Consider the following 18,286-nt stretch of genomic DNA (forward strand, 5'->3'; position numbering starts at 1 on the left):
AGACTTAAACCAGTGCAGCCTGATAGCGCGCAGCCACTTCAGGCCAATTGATCACGTTGTAGAACGCGTTGATGTAATCCGGCCGACGGTTCTGGTAGCGCAGGTAGTAGGCGTGCTCCCAAACGTCGAGGCCGAGAATCGGCGTGTTGCCGTTCATCAGCGGACTGTCCTGATTACCGCTGCTTTCCACGACCAGTTTTTTCTCCGGGGTCACACTCAGCCAGGCCCAGCCACTGCCGAACCGGGTCAGCGCAGCTTTGGTGAATGCCTCTTTGAAACTGTCGAGGCCACCCAGCTGTTCGTCGATGGCCTTGGCCAGCGCCCCGTCCGGTTTGCCGCCGCCGTTGGGCACCATGACTTCCCAGAACAGCGAGTGGTTGGCATGGCCGCCGCCCTGATTGATCACCGCCGCGCGAAGTTTTTCCGGCAACTGTTGAACGCTGGCCACCAGTTTTTCCACTGGCCATCCGGCATATTCAGTGCCTTGCACCGCAGCGTTGAGGTTGTTGATGTAGGTCTGGTGATGCTTGGTGTAGTGGATTTCCATGGTCTGCGCATCGATGTGCGGCTCCAGGGCATCGTAGGCATAAGGCAAGGCAGGCAAGGTAAAAGCCATTTCAATGGACTCCATGGTGATGTGGGGCTGGTGCGCGGCGCGCATTGCCGGTATCCGGATGCAACAGACGCTGGGTGCGTGGGTATTCGCCGTGGTCGCTGATGAAATTCAGCAGCTCGACGTAAGTTTTGCTGCTCTGGCGCAGCGCCGCTTCACGCAGCGCGAGGCGCTGACGTTCGTCCTGCATCGTCTGCAACAGCCGTTGATGAATGGCGCAAAGGTATTCGGCGCTTTCCTCCGGCTGATTCAGGCGCAAGTGCAGATCCGCCAGGTTGTGGTGGGAGATGACGCAGGCCGCCACCGCTTCGTCGGCATCGGCCCAGCGTTCGAACAGCACTTGCGCCAGGGCCAGCGCCTGCAGATAAGCTTCACGGGCATCGATCAGCTCGCCCAACATGAAGCAGCGATTGGCCCGTTCGATCGTGCGTTTCCAGTGCTCCATGGTGAGCCTCCAAAGCGGTTGCGGGGATTACACGCCGCCAGCGGTGAGTTTCTCGGGGTTGAGCAACTCTTCCAGCTGACTGCGCGACAGGTCGGTGTGCTCCAGCGCGACGTCGATCACCGGGCGACCCTGTTTATAGGCTTGCTTGGCGATTTCAGCGGCTTTCTGGTAACCGATGATCGGGTTGAGTGCGGTGACCAGAATCGGATTGCGCGACAGCGCTTCCTTGAGCCGCGACTCGTTGACCTTGAAGCTGGCGATGGCTTTGTCAGCCAACAGGCGACTGGAGTTGGCCAGTAACTCGATGCTGCTCAACAGGTTCTGGGCAATGATTGGCAGCATCACGTTCAACTCGAAATTGCCCGACTGGCCGGCGATGGTGATCACCGAATCGTTGCCGATCACTTGGGCGGCGACCATGGCGGTCGCTTCCGGGATCACCGGGTTGACCTTGCCCGGCATGATCGATGACCCCGGCTGCAGCGCCTCGAGCTCAATTTCGCCGAGACCGGCCAAGGGCCCTGAGTTCATCCAGCGCAGGTCATTGGCGATTTTCATCAGCGACACAGCGATGGCCTTGAGCTGTCCGGAGACCGCTACGGCGGTGTCTTGCGAACCGATCAGCGCGAACAGGTCTTTGCCTTGGGTGAACTGCACATGCGTCAACTGGCTGAGTTGACGGCTGAACCGCGCAGCGAATTCCGGATGCGCGTTGATTCCGGTACCGACCGCCGTCCCGCCCTGCGCGAGGGATTGCAGGCTTGCCAGCAGGTCTTGCAAATGACCGATGTTGGCCTTCAGTTGCTGCGCCCAGCCGTTGAGCACCTGGCTCATACGCACCGGCATCGCATCCATCAAATGCGTACGCCCGGTTTTGACGTGGTGATGCACTTGCTCGGCTTTGTGCTCGATGACCTGCACCAGGTGCAGCAGCGCCGGCAGCAGTTGTTCGTGCAGGGCCAGCGCAGCACTGACGTGGATGGTAGTCGGGATGATGTCGTTGCTGCTCTGGCCGCAGTTGACGTGATCGTTGGCATTGACCGGTTCGCCAAGCAGGCGGCTGGCCAAGGTGGCGATCACCTCGTTGGCATTCATGTTGGAGCTGGTGCCGGAGCCGGTCTGAAAGATATCTACCGGGAAATGCCGCATGAAATCGCCTTCAAGCAAGCCTTGCGCGGCGTCGCTGATGGCTTTGCCCTGAGCGGCGCTGATCTGGTTGAGTTCGACGTTGGCCCGGGCTGCGGCGGCTTTGGCCAGGATCAATGCGCGGATGAATTGCGTCGGCATCGGTTGGCCGCTGATCGGGAAGTTATCCACTGCACGCTGGGTTTGCGCGCCGTAGAGAGCGTCCAACGGCACCTGCAATTCGCCCATGCTGTCGCGCTCGATACGAGTGTTAGGGTCTGCCATCAGTAAATCCTTGGACTAATTCAATAAGAGAAATCGAGGGTTGCAACTCGCAGGTCGCCAGTTGCCAGGTGTAGCGTTGCCAGCGTTTGAGCCGGCATTTGCACAGCGACAGGCGCTCCATTTCACGCAAGGGGCGCCAGGCTTGATCGAGGCAGAGGCTGCGCCAGTGCCACGGCAACGCGGTGTCGGTGGCCGTGTCGAGCAGCAATCGGAAGGAAGTTTCAGCGACGGTCCAAGGCGAGGTCGCTGTGCAACAGGACAGATACCGGCCCTCGGCCAGGTAATGTTCGATCAGGCGCGGTTCGTCAGGATCCATCGCGCATCGGATCTGACGACTCATCCAGCGCCAGCTTTCGAGGTACGGCTGCTCGTGCAAGGCAGAACTCATGATCCACGGCTCATTCGATAATGAGATTTATTATTAGATGATAATGAGAACCAGCACAAGAGCGCTTTTTATAGGAGCTGCCGCAGGCTGCGCCTAAAAAAGCAGGCATAAAAAAGGCGCGCCACCCGATGGGGTGGCGCGCCTGTTTGCGTAGAGAGTGGACGTTTAGCTGCCCGCCACCGTCATTCGCTCGATCAACACCGAGCCAGTGCGGATGTTGCTGCGCAGTTCCAGATCATTACCCACTGCGACGATCTGCTTGAACATGTCGCGCATGTTGCCGGCGATGGTCACTTCCTGCACCGCGAACTGAATTTCGCCATTCTCGACCCAAAAACCCGCCGCCCCGCGCGAATAGTCGCCGGTGACCATGTTCAATCCATGGCCCATCAACTCGGTGACCAACAACCCGCGGCCCATGCGCCGCAGCAGTGCCGCCTGGTCTTCGTCGCCATGAGTGACGAACAGGTTGTGCACACCGCCAGCGTTGGCGGTGCTCGGCATGCCGAGTTTACGGCCGGAGTAAGTACCGAGGATGTACGACACCAACTCGCCTTTCTCGACGAACGGTTTGGCGTAGGTCGCCAGACCATCACCGTCGTAGGAGGCGCTGCCCATGGCGCGCATCAGGTGAGGACGCTCATCGATGGTCAGCCACTCCGGGAACAGTTTCTGGCCCAGCGTGCCTTCCAGGAACGATGATTTTCGATACAGGCTGCCACCGGAAACCGCCGAGAGGAAACTGCCGAACAACCCGCCCGCCAGTTCGGCGGAAAACAGCACCGGCACTTCACAGGTCGGCACCGGACGCGCGCCCAAGCGACCCGCCGCCCGCTGCGCGGCACGTTGGCCGATGCTCACCGGGTCGGCCAGCAACTCGCCCTGACGGCTCACGTCGTACCAGTAATCGCGCTGCATCTGGCCATCGGCCTCGGCGATCATCACGCAGCTGAGGCTGTGCCGTGTCGACGCATAACCACCGATGAAACCGTGGCTGTTGCCATACACGCGGCAGCCCTGGTGGGTGCTGAGTGTGGTGCCGTCGGCGTTTTTGATCCGCGCATCGGCATCGAAAGCGGCCGCTTCACAGAGCAACGCTTTCTCGATGGCCTGTTCCGGGGTGATGTCCCATTCGTGGAACAAGTCGAAATCCTGCTGATCCCTGGCCATCAACGCCGCATCGGCCAAGCCTGACGCTTCATCCTCGGATGTGTGCTTGGCAATCGCCAGTGCGGCAGCCACCGTCTCGCGAATCGCATCAGGCCCGGTGGCGGAGGTGCTGGCCGAGCCTTTGCGCTGGCCGACATACAACGTGATGCCAAAGCCCTGATCGCGGTTGAACTCGACGGTTTCGACCTCGCGCTGACGCACTGAGGTCGACAGGCCCTGCTCCAGCGACACCGCGACTTCACAGGCACTGGCGCCCTGACGCTTGGCTTCGGCGATGATCTGCTCGACTTGTTCCTGCAGTGCCGGCAATGCCTGCGGGCCGACGCTTTGAACTGCACTCATGCTCATCTCCACTCAAATTCTGCTTTCGGCTGGGGCCATCGAGCGACCGGGCCGGACAAGCGGCCCCCGACTGGTTATCATGGCGGCGTTTCTTTGCGGACTGCCACCATGGTTGATTCTTACGACGACTCCCTCGATACGGGAGAAAAAAGCAAATCTCAGGTCAAACGCGAGCTGCATGCTCTGGTTGACCTTGGCGAGCGCCTCACAACACTCAAGCCTGACTTGGTGGCAAAACTGCCACTGACCGACGCGATGCGCCGTGCCTTGGCCGATGCGCCGAAGCACACCGCGAATATCGCGCGTAAACGGCATTTGCAGTTCATCGGCAAACTGATGCGCGATCAGGACACTGACGCGATCCTCATTTTGCTCGATCAACTCGATGCCTCCACTCGTCAGTACAACGAGCGTTTCCACAATCTCGAACGCTGGCGTGACCGCCTGATCGCCGGTGATGATGCCGTGCTGGAGAAATTCGTCCTGGAGTACCCGGACGCCGATCGCCAGCAACTGCGTTCCCTGATCCGTCAGGCTCAGCATGAGGTTGCGCAAAACAAAGCGCCTGCCTCAAGCCGTAAAATCTTCAAGTACATCCGTGAGCTGGACGAGACTCAACGCGGTCTGCGTTGATATTCGCCACCGGGTGGCCGCCCTGCGCGCCACCCGAAGCTCCATCCCTTCTTATGCGCCCGTGCCACCCACGGTGATCGCATCGATTTTCAGCGTCGGCTGGCCAACACCCACTGGTACCGACTGCCCATCCTTGCCACACGTCCCCACACCGCTATCGAGCGAAAGATCGTTACCGACCATCGACACCCGGCTCATCGCCTCAGGGCCGTTGCCGATCAACGTCGCACCTTTGACCGGCGCGGTGATCTTGCCGTCTTCGATCAGATAAGCCTCGCTGGTTGAGAACACGAATTTGCCGCTGGTAATGTCGACCTGGCCACCGCCAAGGTTGGCGCAGTAAATGCCTTTCTTCACCGAGGCGATGATTTCTGCCGGATCGCTTTCGCCGCCAAGCATGTAGGTGTTGGTCATCCGCGGCATCGGCAGGTGTGCATAGGATTCACGACGACCGTTGCCGGTACGGGCCACGCCCATCAGGCGCGCGTTGAGCTTGTCCTGCATGTAGCCCTTGAGCACGCCGTTTTCGATCAGCGTGGTGCACTCGGTCGGGGTGCCTTCGTCGTCGACGCTCAGCGAGCCGCGACGGCCGCTCAAGGTGCCGTCATCGACGATGGTGCAGAGCTTGGAAGCAACCATTTCGCCCATACGGCCGCTGTAGGCGGAGCTGCCCTTGCGGTTGAAGTCGCCTTCCAGACCGTGGCCAACCGCTTCGTGCAGCAGCACACCGGACCAGCCCGAACCCAGCACCACCGGCAGCGTCCCGGCCGGTGCAGGAATCGCTTCCAGGTTCACCAGCGCCTGACGCAGCGCTTCACGGGCATAACCCATGGCGCGGTCTTCAGCGAGGAAATAACGGTAGTCGGTACGCCCGCCGCCGCCATGGCCGCCGCGCTCCCGACGACCGTTCTGCTCAACAATAACGCTGACATTGAAACGCACCAGCGGTCGAACATCCGCCGCCAGACCGCTGTCGGTGGAAGCCACAAGAATGCGCTCCCACACCCCGGCCATGCTCACGCTGACTTGCTGGATACGCGGATCGAGCGCGCGCGTGGCGACGTCGATGCGCTTGAGCAGCTCGACTTTCTCGGCACGGCTCAACACTTCCAGCGGATTGTCCGGTGCATACAACTGGGCGACGTCCTGAGTGGTGAACGCCTGCACCGTGCCGTTCTGCCCGGCCCGGGAAATCGAACGCGCCGCACGCGCCGCAGCACCCAGGGCTTCAAGGGTGATCGCGTTGCTGTAGGCGAAACCGGTTTTTTCACCGGACTGCGCACGCACACCGACACCTTGGTCGAGATTGAAACTGCCTTCCTTGACGATGCCGTCTTCCAGCGCCCAGGACTCGGAGATCTGACCCTGGAAATACAGGTCGGCAGCATCGATGCCCGGGCCCGCCAGATCGCCGAGTACGCTTTGCAGGCTCTCGATCGTTACGCCGCCGGGCGCCAAAAGGTGATCACTGACTGAGGACAACAACTCGCTCATGGTTTAGGCCTTAAATTCGTGTTCTGAAGCAGGTCGCTGTGCGCCCTGCGAGAAAAACCGCCGATGACTCGTCACCGGCATCCGCGCCCTGATGGACGCTTGTTCATTGCTATCGCGTTCGGCCAGCAACACCGCTTCGCCTTGATCCTGACTCGCCAGCACTCGGCCCCATGGGTCGATGATCGCCGCATGCCCGAAGGTTTCTCGCGGTCCCGGATGGGTTCCGCCCTGCGCAGCCGCCAGCACATAACACTGTGTTTCGATGGCCCGCGCGCGAATCAATACGTCCCAATGCGCCGCGCCGGTCACGGCGGTGAAGGCCGATGGGGCGGTAATCAACTCGGCTCCGGCAGCGCGCAATTCGCTGTACAGCTCCGGAAAGCGCAGGTCGTAACATACGGTCAGGCCCACTTTGCCGACCGGAGTATCCGCAATCACCACACCACTGCCATAAGCATAGTCATCGGATTCGCGGTAACGGCCTCGATTGTCCGCTACATCCACATCGAACAGATGCAACTTGTCATACCGTGCAACGGTTTCGCCCTGATCGTCGACCAGCAGCGAACACGCGTGTGATTTGCCCGTCGGCCGATCGACTGGCGGCAACGGCAATGTGCCGGCCACTATCCATAACTTGAGGTCGCGGGCGGTCTGTTTCAACCATGGCAGGATCGGTCCTTCGCCAAGGGCTTCAGCGCGGCCGATATCGGCGATGTCGCGACGACCCATGGCGGCGAAGTTTTCCGGCAGTACCGCCAGCTTCGCGCCACCGGCCGCTGCCTGTTCAAGCAGGCGTCGGGCCTGGGCCAGATTGGCCAGCACGTCACTCTGGCTGACCATTTGAATCACCGCAAAAGACATGGCCGCTCCTGATCTGCGATCAACATATTCCACTGTAGGAGTTGCCGAAGGCTGCGATCTTCTGATCTTGATCGTTTAAAAGCAAAAGATCGCAACGTGCCGCAACGCCTACAGATGGGGCTAGCGTCATGCTACTCAAAAAGGTTTGTCGAAAGTGATTTTCGGCTCTTTCCACGGACCTTTGACGGTGTATTTCACACTGGCAAAGCGTGACACACGGTCCCCGATAAGCTTGTCGATCAGAAACAGCGCCCCGCCGACCGCCGGAGCCCCCACAAGCAACGCGGCGATTGGCAGGTTGTTAGTCACCGGCAGCGTCACCAGCAACTTGGCATCGACCTGTTCAGCCACCAGGTCTAGCTTGCCGTTGAGCTCAATATTGCTCGATGGCCCGGTCAGGCGAATTGGCTCTTTGGTATCGTAAACACCGTTGGTCGCCACTAGTAGGCCTTTGACCCGGTCATAGCTCAGACCTTTGCCAAACAGGTCGGAAAAGTCCAGGCGCAAACGGCGGCCAATGGAGTTGAAATTGAGCAGGCCGAACACTCGCAAAGCCTGCGCGCCGCCTTCTACCTCGACAAACTGGCCTTTGTTCAGCGACGCATCGAGGGTGCCGGAGAAACGCTTGGTCGCCAGCCACGCCGGCGAACCCGGCCAGCGGCCATCGACATCCATGTGGAATTCTTCGCTGGTCACACTCGGTGCGAAGCCCCAGCCTTTGAGGACATCGGCGAGGTTCTTGCCGCCGATCCGCCCCTTGAACCAGCTAGTGCTGGAACCCGGCACACCTTCCCAGCCGCCATTGCCCTGCAACAGGATGCCTTTGAGCCCCATGTCGAGATTGTTCATGGCGATCCCTCTGCTGGTGGGGCGGATCTTCAGCGACCAGCCACCGACCAGATCCTGGCCCAGGAATAGTTGATTGATGGTGATATCCAGCGCCGGGATTTTCGTTGGATCGACAGACGCCAACGGATCAGGTGAATTCTCGTCAGCCTGCACCGTCGGATCCGGCGCAGGCAGTCGCACGTATTGAAGGCTCACCGCAATCGGCGCGTTTTTGGCGTCCGGCAGGCCAGCAGTGCCTTTGGCCTGCTGACTGTCGAGCGCCAGATTCCACGCCCCCGGTTTGCGATTCAGCTGGACCGAGGCCTGATCCAGCGTCGTGCCGAATGCCGTCAGTTTGCCAATCTTGAAATCGGCACTGCTCAACAGTTGCTTGGCATTGCCGCCCGGATCCTGTCCGGCGTATTTGCCAACCAGATCCTGCCAGGGTGCGACGTCCAGCTCCGACAGCACACCGCGAACCCGCAAACCCTTGGCACCCGGCAACACGGCTTCGCCTGCCCCGAGGAACAACTCACCGCGCCCCTGGGCAAAATCAGTCGGCGGCGCAGCAAAGGTAAAACTGGCCAGTTGACCGTAACTGACCCAATAACGCCGCTCCTGCCCTTGCAGGGTCATGCGGAAAACGGTGTCTCGACCGATATCCGCCGCCATGCCAAACGGTGCTGGCAGATCGACCGCCACACCTTTGAGATTGGAGCTGACCATCAACTGGCTGTCGTTACCGTCCAGATTCAGTTGCAACTGATAGGGAATCGTCCCGGACGCTGGCAACGGTTGGGTGACACCGAGCCAGTCAGTCAGTTTCTTGACTTCGACCTGCCCCGACGCAGCGACCCGGGTCTTGAGCTGGCTGGCGCTGCCATCAGCGAAAATCTGCGCAGTGACCGGCTTGTCGAACGCTCGGGCAGCGATATTCTGCCCGCTGAGACCCTTGGCGCTGTCGAAGCGGAAATCACCCTTGAGTTGCGTCAGCTCCAGTTTCGGCTCCGCCAGTTTCAGCCGCGCGTTGGCGGTCTTGAAGTCGACGACGATTTTCGGCTGGTCGCCACCCTTGTCCAACGGCACGTCGAGTTTGAGCTTGCCTTGCAGATCGCCCGCGCCTTCCCAACCGGCAAAGGTTTCACCGGTGCCGATCGGTGCATCCTGAAGAATCTTCAAACCGTCACCCAGACCACCCGCGAATGCGCCGTCGAGGTACATATGGGTATGTTGTCCGGCCGGGACATGGGGAATGTTGACGAAGACGTTGCTGACCTGGGTGTCGAGCAATTGGCCTTTGCTGGCCCAGATCCGCACGCCGCTGTCCTCGATGAACACGTCACCACTGACCTTGCTGACATGCGGCCAACCTGGCTGGAAGGCCAGTTCGGCGTCATGCACCTTGAAGAACAGACTGATGCTGCGATCAGCCTCCCCAGCGTTCTTGCTCAGCGAGCCTTGATACTGGAAGAAACCCTGATCCACCGCGCCCTTGAGAATCGCCGTACGTAGCCATTCATCCAGCGCCGGGCTCAACACTTCGGGCAGGTACTTGGCGGTATAGCGGCCGTCGCCGTCAACCAGACCGACCCGCAGGTCCATGTAGTCTTCCTGGCTGTGATCGAAGTGCAGGCGAATCAGGAAGTCACCGGCAATCTTGCCCTCTTCGCCCAGTACCTTCAGATACGGTGCAATCAGGGTGAAGCCGTCCTTATCAAGCTTCCAGGTAAGGCGGGCGTTGGCCTGAATGTATTGCCATGGCTTGGCGAAAATCGGATCGAGGTGCAGGACGAAATCCTTGCTGTCCATGCGCAACTCACCTCCATCGAGATTGCCGCTCAGGCTACCGCTGACATTCCGCGCCGCCGGAGCGCCGTGATAGGCATCAAAACCTACGGAATCGAGGTTGGCAGCAAAACCGAATTTGGTTCCGTCAGTGGCATTCGGGCGGAAATCCAGCAGGACATTGCGCAAGCCGCCGGTGACCTTCAGGCGCTCAACGGCTGTGGCGACACCCTGCGGCAACGGCCCCAACGCGTTGAGCAGTGGGGTGATGGGGGTCAGGTCGAGGCGATCAGCCTGTAAGTGCCAGAGCTCCTCGACCTTGTCAGTGGCCCGGGTCTGCTGCACTTGCACCCGCGATTCCCAGCGGGTTTCACCGACATTCATCGCCAGCGAATCGAAAGTAACCGTCGCGCCTTTGGCACTGTTTTCGTAATAGGCGTTGAGCGCCAGATTGTTGATCTGGATTGGCTTGCGCTCGGCGTAAGCACCGCTCAGTTGCGGGGCATTCAAACGAATCGCGGCACTTTGCAAAGTGCCCTCGGCCCAGTTCACCCAAAGCTCGCCGCCGGCTTTGATCTCAGAGAAATTCCACTGCTGGGTCAGACGCTCCGGCAGCCACTTCGACCAGTCGCTTTGCGGCAGGCTGGCGTAACCTTCCACCGTGCTGTCGCGTAACTGACTGGGGCGAATCCGCGTACGCAGACTCAACGCGACAGGTTGGCCGTCAGGCAAGGTCAAGCGTGCATCAAGGCGTTGCCGACTGGCACCGGTCTTCAGATTGAGGCCGACATAGGTGAGCGTCATCGGGGGGTGATCCAGCGGCTGCAAGGTCACCTGACTTTCGAGCACCGACAATTGCTGGATCATCTGCGAGCGGTTGAACAGTTGCTCGGGATCCAGCGGCTGATCCTTCTGCACCGGCAAACCTTCCAGCGCCCAGGTGCCGTCCTCGGCTTCCTTGAGGCTGATTTTCAAGCCATTGAGTTCCAGATGAGCGATGCGCACTTCTCGGGCCAACAGGCTGGCCCAAAGATCGGGCACCGCCCGCACACGATCGAGGCGCAAGGCATTGGCGCCGTCGCCGACCATCACATCATGGGCCAACAGGATTGGCGCAAAACCGCTCCAGCTGCCTTCCAGTTCGCCAATCTGCAACGGCATGCCGAGGGCGGCGCTGGCCTTGTCTTCGATGTCGGCTCGATATTCGGCCACCAACGGCGTCAGTTCGCGGCCGAGACTGACGTACAACGCCATCAACACCAGAACCAACGCGCACAGGCCCAGCCCCCAACGGGTGAGTGCGGCCAAAATGCGTGTCAGACGGTCCATGTCAGTTGGCTCCCATGGCAAAAATACTGCGAAAAGCTGAGGCCAGCCGCTGTGAAAAAAGGGTGATGCAGGGGTTCAGAGCAGCACCACGTCATATTGTTCCTGGGAATACATGGTTTCCACCTGGAAGCGTATGGTGCGGCCGATGAACCCTTCAAGCTCGGCGACATTACCGGATTCTTCGTCAAGCAGCCGGTCCACCACTTTCTGGTTCGCCAGCACCCGATAACCCTCGGCCTGATAGGCCCGGGCCTCACGAAGGATCTCGCGGAAGATCTCGTAACAGATGGTTTCCGCAGTCTTCAATTTGCCGCGCCCCTGACAGCAACTGCACGGTTCGCACAGCACTTGCTCAAGGCTTTCGCGGGTGCGCTTGCGGGTCATCTGCACAAGGCCCAACTCGGTAATACCGATGATGTTGGTCTTGGCGTGATCGCGCTCCAGCTGTTTTTCCAGGGTTCGCAGAACCTGGCGCCGGTGCTCTTCATCTTCCATGTCGATGAAGTCGATGATGATGATCCCGCCCAGATTGCGCAGACGCATCTGCCGGGCTATCGCGGTCGCCGCTTCGAGGTTGGTCTTGAAGATGGTTTCTTCGAGATTGCGATGACCAACGAAAGCGCCGGTGTTGACGTCGATGGTAGTCATGGCTTCGGCCGGATCGACCACCAGATAGCCACCGGATTTCAGCGGCACTTTGCGCTCGAGCGCTCTCTGGATTTCGTCCTCGACACCGTACAGATCGAAAATCGGCCGCTCGCCCGGATAGTGCTCCAGTCGATCGGCGATTTCCGGCATCAGTTCGGCGACAAACTGCGTGGTTTTCTGGAAGGTTTCCCGGGAATCGATGCGGATCTTCTCGATTTTCGGATTGACCAGATCACGCAACGTGCGCAAGGCCAGGCCGAGGTCTTCGTAGATCACGCTCGGCGCGGCGATGGTTTTGATCTGTTCGTTGATCTGATCCCACAGGCGCCGCAGGTAGCGGATGTCCATGAGGATCTCATCGGCCCCGGCACCTTCGGCTGCGGTCCGCAGAATGAAGCCGCCGGCCTCCTTGATGCCTTCTTTGGCGACACAATCGGTGACCACCTGCTTGAGGCGATCGCGCTCGGCTTCGTCTTCGATTTTCAGGGAAATGCCAACGTGGGCGGTGCGCGGCATGTACACCAGATAGCGCGATGGAATCGACAATTGCGTCGTCAGTCGCGCACCTTTGGAACCGATCGGATCCTTGGTGACTTGTACCACCAGGCTCTGGCCTTCGTGCACCAGCGAGCTGATGCTTTCCACCGCCGGGCCTTCGCGCAGAGAGATTTCCGCGGCATGAATAAACGCCGCACGATCGAGGCCGATGTCGACGAAGGCTGCCTGCATACCCGGCAGTACCCGGACAATCTTGCCTTTATAGATGTTGCCGACGATCCCGCGCTTTTGCGTGCGCTCGACGTGGACTTCTTGCAGCACACCGTTTTCGACCACCGCCACGCGCGATTCCATCGGCGTTATGTTGATCAGAATCTCTTCACTCATGGCAGGATCTCGTTCAGGCGTGTTCACGATAATGGCCGCATCTTGTTCGTACGACGCTTATTGCGCGTTCAGGTTTTGCCAACAGGGTATGCCGAAATGGCCCAACAGTTCTGCGGTTTCGCAAACAGGCAGCCCGACCACCGCTGAATAGCTGCCATTGAGCCCCGCGACAAACACCGCGCCGAGCCCTTGAATGCCATAACCGCCGGCCTTGTCCCGGGGTTCACCGCTGGCCCAGTAGGCAGCGGCCTCCTCGCGGCTGATCGGCCGGAACCGTACCAGACTGCGCACCACCCGCGACTCGCAGCGCTCGCCTTCGAGCACAGCGATGGCGGTCAGCACTTCATGTTCTTTGCCGGACAACATCATCAGCATGGCGCATGCGTCGGCTTCGTCCACCGGTTTGCCAAGAATTTTGCCATCGAGCACCACAGCAGTGTCGGCGCCCAGAACGCAAAACGGCGCAGCCGATACAAGCGTGCGCCGCCCGGCCTCGGCCTTGCCGCGCGCAAGGCGTTCGACGTAGGCCGCAGGTGATTCTTCGGGGAATGGCGTTTCATCAATGTCCGCACTGATGGCGGAAAAAGGAACGCCTATCTGCGTGAGTAACTCACGTCGACGCGGCGATCCGGAGGCGAGGTAAAGCAGTTTCATCAAAACATCCCCTGTTCAGTGCCCTGCTTCACCGGCTCAATTGATTTTGTAGCGGCGGCGTAATCCACGCAAAGCGAAGCTGATCCAGGGCCAGAGCAAGGCACTGGTCAGTGCCGGCAGCACCAGCGCCAGGGTCGGTTGACGGTTACCGGTCAAGGCACTGAGCCACAACTGCACCAGTTGCGCGAGCCCGAAAATCACCAGAATCACCAGGCACTGTTGCCACATCGGAAACATGCGCAGGCGCTGCTGCAATGACAGCACCAGGAAAGTAATCAGTGTAAGAACGAGCGCGTTCTGCCCAAACAGATCGCCTTGCAACACGTCTTCGGCCAGGCCCAGGCAGAATGCCGTGACCATACCGACCGCGTGCGGCATGTAAAGCGCCCAGAATGTCAGCAGCAAGGCCAGCCACAGCGGGCGCAGGATTTCCATGAAGATCGGTAACGGCGAAACGCTGAGCAATATGCCGACAACGAAGGTCAGCCAGATGATCCAGCCATTTCGGGAGGCTTTGACACCGACCATTATTCTCGTCCCCCAGTGGTGGCTGGCGCGGTTGCCGGCGGTTTGGCAGGTGGTTTGCTGGCGGCAGGAGAAGACGCCGGGGGTTTGGTCGCCGCCGGTGCGGCCGCAGGCGGCTTGCTCGCGGCAGGTTTGACCGGGGTCGCGGCTGGCGTCGTAGCGGCCGGCGTTGGCTCGGTAGCCGGAGCAGCAGGCGCCGGCATGACCAACGGTCGGGAAACCACTGAGGCCGGCATCGGACCGCCGCCATGGGCATCCAGCGCTTCTTGAGCTTGCGCGGCGTCGTTGGCGCGTTCCTCGGCGGTGCGCGAGTCGCTGAACACCAGCAGCAGGTAGCGGCTGCGGTTCAAAGCAGCGGTCGGCACGGCACGGACGATCGCGAACGGTTGGCCCGAGTCATGGATCACTTCCTTGACCGTCGCCACCGGGTAACCGGCCGGGAAGCGCTGGCCAAGACCGGAGCTGACCAGCAAATCGCCTTCCTTGATATCCGCCGTGTCGGCGACATGCCGCAGTTCCAGGCGTTCAGGGTTGCCGGTGCCGCTGGCAATCGCCCGCAGACCGTTACGGTTCACCTGCACGGGAATGCTGTGAGTGGTGTCGGTCAGCAGCAGTACACGGGAGGTGTAAGGCATCAACTCGACCACCTGCCCCATCAAACCGCGCGCATCGAGCACCGGTTGACCGAGCACCACGCCGTCGCGCTCACCTTTATTGATGATGATGCGATGGGTGAAAGGGTTGGGGTCCATGCCGATCAATTCGGCCACTTCGACCTTTTCGTTGACCAGCGCAGAAGAATTGAGCAACTCGCGCAGCCGAACGTTCTGCTCGGTCAGCGCGGCAAGCTTTTGCATGCGGCCCTGATACAGCAGGTTTTCGGTCTTGAGTTTTTCGTTTTCGGCGACTAGCTCGGTGCGACTGCCGAACTGACTGGCGATACCGTCCCACAGCCGTCCGGGCAGGTCGGTGATCCAGTAGGCGTCCATCAACACCAGCGACGCTTGTTTGCGCGCGGGCTTGAGCAGGTCGAAGCGGGCATCGACCACCATCAGTGCGACCGACAGCACGGCCAGCACCAGAAGGCGCACACCCAGCGAAGGGCCTTTGGCGAAAAGCGGTTTAATAAGCCGCTCCTCCCAGGCAAATGTTCTGTTTATTCATACGGCATCAAACCGGCCTGGATGAAGACTGACAGAAGATAAACGCCAACAGGCAGCACTGCAAAGTGCTGCCTGTGCGCTCACCCACGTATTGCCCCTGCGACTTATTCGCTCGAGAGCAGATCCATGGTGTGCTTATCCATCATTTCCAATGCACGGCCACCGCCGCGAGCAACACAGGTCAGCGGATCTTCGGCAACAATCACCGGCAGACCGGTTTCCTGGGCCAGCAACTTGTCGAGGTCACGCAACAGCGCGCCACCACCGGTCAGCACCAGGCCACGCTCGGCGATGTCGGAAGCCAGTTCCGGCGGCGATTGCTCCAGAGCACTCTTCACTGCCTGAACGATGGTGGCCAGGGACTCTTGCAGAGCTTCCAGCACTTCGTTGGAGTTCAGGGTGAATGCGCGTGGAACGCCTTCGGCCAGGTTACGACCGCGAACGTCGACTTCGCGAACTTCGCCGCCCGGGTAGGCCGTACCGATTTCCTGCTTGATGCGCTCTGCGGTGGATTCACCGATCAGGCTGCCGTAGTTACGGCGCACATAAGTGATGATCGCTTCGTCGAAGCGGTCTCCACCTACGCGCACGGACTCGGCGTAGACCACACCGTTCAGGGAGATCAGGGCGATTTCAGTGGTACCACCACCGATATCGACGACCATCGAGCCGCGCGCCTCTTCTACCGGAAGGCCGGCACCGATCGCTGCAGCCATCGGCTCTTCGATCAGGAACACTTCACGGGCACCGGCACCGAGGGCCGATTCACGGATGGCACGACGCTCAACCTGGGTGGATTTGCATGGAACGCAGATCAGCACACGAGGGCTAGGCTGCAGAAAGCTGTTTTCGTGAACCTTGTTGATGAAGTATTGCAGCATCTTTTCGCAGACGCTGAAGTCGGCGATCACGCCGTCTTTCATCGGACGAATGGCAGCAATGTTGCCCGGCGTACGACCGAGCATGCGCTTGGCCTCGGTGCCGACAGCAACGACACTTTTCTGATTACCGTGTGTCCGAATGGCCACAACCGATGGCTCATTCAGAACGATACCGCGCTCGCGCACGTAAATAAGGGTGTTGGCAGTGCCCAGGTCAATGGAAAGATCGCTGGAAAACATGCCACGCAGTTTCTTGAACATGGGAAAGGGACCCTAGGCAACGCGTGGGTAAAAAAGTGCGGCAAACTCTAACAACGACAGGGATTTTGGGCAAGGCGCCAATATGTTAAATTGGCCGCTTTTCTGTGCACCAAGCCCCACAATCGCGGCCTTATGACCGTAGAAGTGCGGTAGTGTTCCGACAATCTAACACACGGACGCCGTCCGTTCTGTTTTCCACTGGAGAATCCCGATGGCACTAGAACGCTCCGACGTGGAAAAAATCGCGCATTTGGCCTGCCTTGGCCTTAATGATGCCGATCTTCCGCACATCACCTCGGCCCTCAACAGCATTCTCGGTCTGGTCGACGAAATGCAGGCTGTTAATACCGACGGTATCGAGCCATTGGCCCACCCGCTGGAAGCCAGTCAGCGCCTGCGCGCCGATGTCGTGACCGAAACCAATCACCGCGAGGCCTATCAGTCCATCGCACCAGCGGTCGAAAACGGCCTGTATCTGGTTCCGAAAGTCATCGACTAAAGGGAATGAGCCTGCAATGCATCAAATGACTCTGGCCGAGATCGCTCGTGGTCTTGCCGATAAAAAGTTTTCCTCCGAAGAGCTGACCAAAGTCCTGCTGGCGCGTATTTCCCAGCTCGATCCGCAGCTCAACAGTTTCATCAGCCTCACCGAAGAGCTGGCCCTCGAGCAGGCGAAAGCCGCTGATGCACGCCGGGCCAATGGTGAGAGCGGCGCCCTGCTGGGTGCGCCGATCGCCCACAAAGACCTGTTCTGCACCCAGGGCATTCGCACCAGTTGCGGCTCGAAGATGCTCGACAACTTCAAGGCTCCGTACGACGCCACCGTGGTCGCCAAACTGGCCGCTGCCGGCGCCGTGACCCTGGGCAAGACCAACATGGACGAATTCGCCATGGGTTCGGCCAACGAGTCGAGCTGGTACGGCGCGGTGAAAAACCCGTGGAATCTGGAACACGTGCCGGGCGGTTCGTCCGGTGGTTCGGCGGCGGCCGTTGCCGCTCGTCTGTTGCCAGCGGCCACCGCCACTGACACCGGTGGCTCGATCCGTCAGCCAGCCGCGTTCACCAACCTCACCGGCCTGAAACCGACGTACGGTCGTGTTTCACGCTGGGGCATGATCGCCTACGCCTCCAGCCTCGATCAGGGCGGGCCGTTGGCGCGCACTGCCGAAGACTGCGCAATTATGTTGCAAGGTATGGCCGGTTTCGATCAGAACGACTCCACCAGCATCGATGAGCCTGTGCCGGATTACTCCGCCAGCCTGAACGAATCGCTGCAAGGCTTGCGCATCGGTGTGCCGAAAGAATACTTCAGCGCCGGTCTCGACCCGCGCATTGCCGAGCTGATCCAGAACAGTATCAAAGAGCTGCAGAAGCTCGGTGCCGTGATCAAGGAAATCAGCCTGCCGAACATGCAGCACGCGATTCCTGCGTACTACGTGATCGCGCCGGCAGAAGCCTCCTCGAACCTGTCGCGTTTCGACGGCGTGCGTTTCGGCCATCGCTGCGAGAACCCGGAAAACCTCATCGACCTGTACAAGCGCTCGCGTGGCGAAGGCTTCGGGCCTGAAGTACAGCGCCGGATCATGGTCGGTGCCTACGCGCTGTCCGCCGGTTACTACGATGCCTACTACCTCAAAGCGCAGAAGATTCGCCGCCTGGTGAAGAACGACTTCATGACTGCCTTTAATGAAGTCGACATCATCCTCGGCCCAACCACGCCGAACCCGGCCTGGAAACTCGGCGCCAAGAACAGCGACCCGGTCGCGGCCTATCTGGAAGACGTCTACACCATCACCGCCAACCTCGCAGGCCTGCCGGGCCTGTCGATGCCGGCTGGTTTTGTCGACGGTCTGCCGGTCGGCGTGCAACTGCTCGCTCCGTATTTCCAGGAAGGCCGTTTGCTCAACGTTGCGCATCAGTACCAGTTGAACACCGACTGGCACACCCGCACCCCAACCGGCTTCTGAG

Annotated in this window: 16 protein-coding genes; 3 read left to right on the forward strand and 13 right to left on the reverse strand. The window is 60.1% G+C overall.

Annotation, left to right across the window (positions count from 1 at the left end):
* Positions 1–4: 4 nt before the first annotated feature.
* The 5 genes from H8B20_RS23340 to pmbA form a co-directional block, all read right to left on the reverse strand.
* Positions 5–616 (reverse strand): superoxide dismutase, encoded by a 612-nt coding sequence (locus H8B20_RS23340; RefSeq protein ID WP_210624754.1) that lies wholly within the window; start codon positions 614–616, stop codon positions 5–7.
* A 1-nt stretch (position 617) separates the two neighbouring features.
* On the reverse strand, positions 618–1,058 hold the full coding sequence (locus tag H8B20_RS23345; RefSeq protein WP_042557660.1) for a hypothetical protein: 441 nt from the start codon (positions 1,056–1,058) through the stop codon (positions 618–620).
* 27 nt (positions 1,059–1,085) lie between these two features.
* Complete coding sequence (locus tag H8B20_RS23350) at positions 1,086–2,468, reverse strand: class II fumarate hydratase (RefSeq protein WP_210624755.1); 1,383 nt, start codon at positions 2,466–2,468, stop codon at positions 1,086–1,088.
* The gene (locus H8B20_RS23355; RefSeq protein WP_210624756.1) at positions 2,455–2,856 is read right to left on the reverse strand and encodes a FagA protein; all 402 of its coding nucleotides are present in this window, start codon (positions 2,854–2,856) and stop codon (positions 2,455–2,457) included. Before H8B20_RS23355 ends, H8B20_RS23350 begins: the two co-directional genes overlap by 14 nt.
* 165 nt (positions 2,857–3,021) lie before the next feature.
* Complete coding sequence (gene pmbA, locus H8B20_RS23360; protein ID WP_042557657.1) at positions 3,022–4,368, reverse strand: metalloprotease PmbA; 1,347 nt, start codon at positions 4,366–4,368, stop codon at positions 3,022–3,024.
* A gap of 108 nt (positions 4,369–4,476) precedes the next feature.
* On the opposite strand from pmbA, the gene yjgA reads away from it, so the two are divergent.
* On the forward strand, positions 4,477–5,001 hold the full coding sequence (yjgA, locus tag H8B20_RS23365; RefSeq protein WP_042557656.1) for a ribosome biogenesis factor YjgA: 525 nt from the start codon (positions 4,477–4,479) through the stop codon (positions 4,999–5,001).
* Positions 5,002–5,052: 51 nt separating this feature from the next.
* Here yjgA and tldD read toward each other — a convergent pair whose 3' ends face one another.
* The 8 genes from tldD to mreB form a co-directional block, all read right to left on the reverse strand.
* Entirely contained in the window at positions 5,053–6,495 is a 1,443-nt protein-coding gene (gene tldD / locus H8B20_RS23370) for a metalloprotease TldD (RefSeq protein WP_210624757.1), read from the reverse strand.
* Positions 6,496–6,498: 3 nt separating this feature from the next.
* Positions 6,499–7,359 carry a carbon-nitrogen hydrolase family protein gene (locus H8B20_RS23375; RefSeq protein WP_210624758.1) on the reverse strand — a complete coding sequence of 287 codons (861 nt, stop codon included), beginning with the start codon at positions 7,357–7,359 and terminating at the stop codon, positions 6,499–6,501.
* A 135-nt stretch (positions 7,360–7,494) separates the two neighbouring features.
* On the reverse strand, positions 7,495–11,301 hold the full coding sequence (locus H8B20_RS23380) for a YhdP family protein (RefSeq protein ID WP_210624759.1): 3,807 nt from the start codon (positions 11,299–11,301) through the stop codon (positions 7,495–7,497).
* A 75-nt stretch (positions 11,302–11,376) separates the two neighbouring features.
* The gene (gene rng, locus H8B20_RS23385; RefSeq protein ID WP_042557652.1) at positions 11,377–12,834 is read right to left on the reverse strand and encodes a ribonuclease G; all 1,458 of its coding nucleotides are present in this window, start codon (positions 12,832–12,834) and stop codon (positions 11,377–11,379) included.
* Between the two features lie 57 nt (positions 12,835–12,891).
* Positions 12,892–13,488, reverse strand: a complete 597-nt coding sequence (locus H8B20_RS23390) for a Maf family protein (protein WP_210624760.1) — start codon at positions 13,486–13,488, stop codon at positions 12,892–12,894.
* 36 nt (positions 13,489–13,524) lie between these two features.
* On the reverse strand, positions 13,525–14,016 hold the full coding sequence (gene mreD / locus H8B20_RS23395; protein ID WP_042557650.1) for a rod shape-determining protein MreD: 492 nt from the start codon (positions 14,014–14,016) through the stop codon (positions 13,525–13,527).
* Positions 14,016–15,140, reverse strand: coding sequence for a rod shape-determining protein MreC (gene mreC / locus H8B20_RS23400; protein ID WP_080963891.1), 1,125 nt, complete (start codon positions 15,138–15,140; stop codon positions 14,016–14,018). The genes mreD and mreC overlap by 1 nt, the downstream gene beginning before the upstream one ends.
* A gap of 140 nt (positions 15,141–15,280) precedes the next feature.
* Entirely contained in the window at positions 15,281–16,318 is a 1,038-nt protein-coding gene (gene mreB / locus H8B20_RS23405; protein ID WP_002555108.1) for a rod shape-determining protein MreB, read from the reverse strand.
* Between the two features lie 211 nt (positions 16,319–16,529).
* Between mreB and gatC the strand changes: the two genes are divergently transcribed.
* Both gatC and gatA read left to right on the forward strand, forming a co-directional pair.
* Positions 16,530–16,817, forward strand: coding sequence for an Asp-tRNA(Asn)/Glu-tRNA(Gln) amidotransferase subunit GatC (gene gatC, locus H8B20_RS23410; protein ID WP_007901429.1), 288 nt, complete (start codon positions 16,530–16,532; stop codon positions 16,815–16,817).
* Positions 16,818–16,833: 16 nt separating this feature from the next.
* Entirely contained in the window at positions 16,834–18,285 is a 1,452-nt protein-coding gene (gene gatA / locus H8B20_RS23415; protein ID WP_047299769.1) for an Asp-tRNA(Asn)/Glu-tRNA(Gln) amidotransferase subunit GatA, read from the forward strand.
* Position 18,286 lies beyond the last annotated feature (1 nt).

It is taken from the genome of Pseudomonas sp. P42 (genome assembly GCF_017973755.1).
Taxonomy (GTDB): Bacteria; Pseudomonadota; Gammaproteobacteria; order Pseudomonadales; family Pseudomonadaceae; genus Aquipseudomonas; species Aquipseudomonas iridis.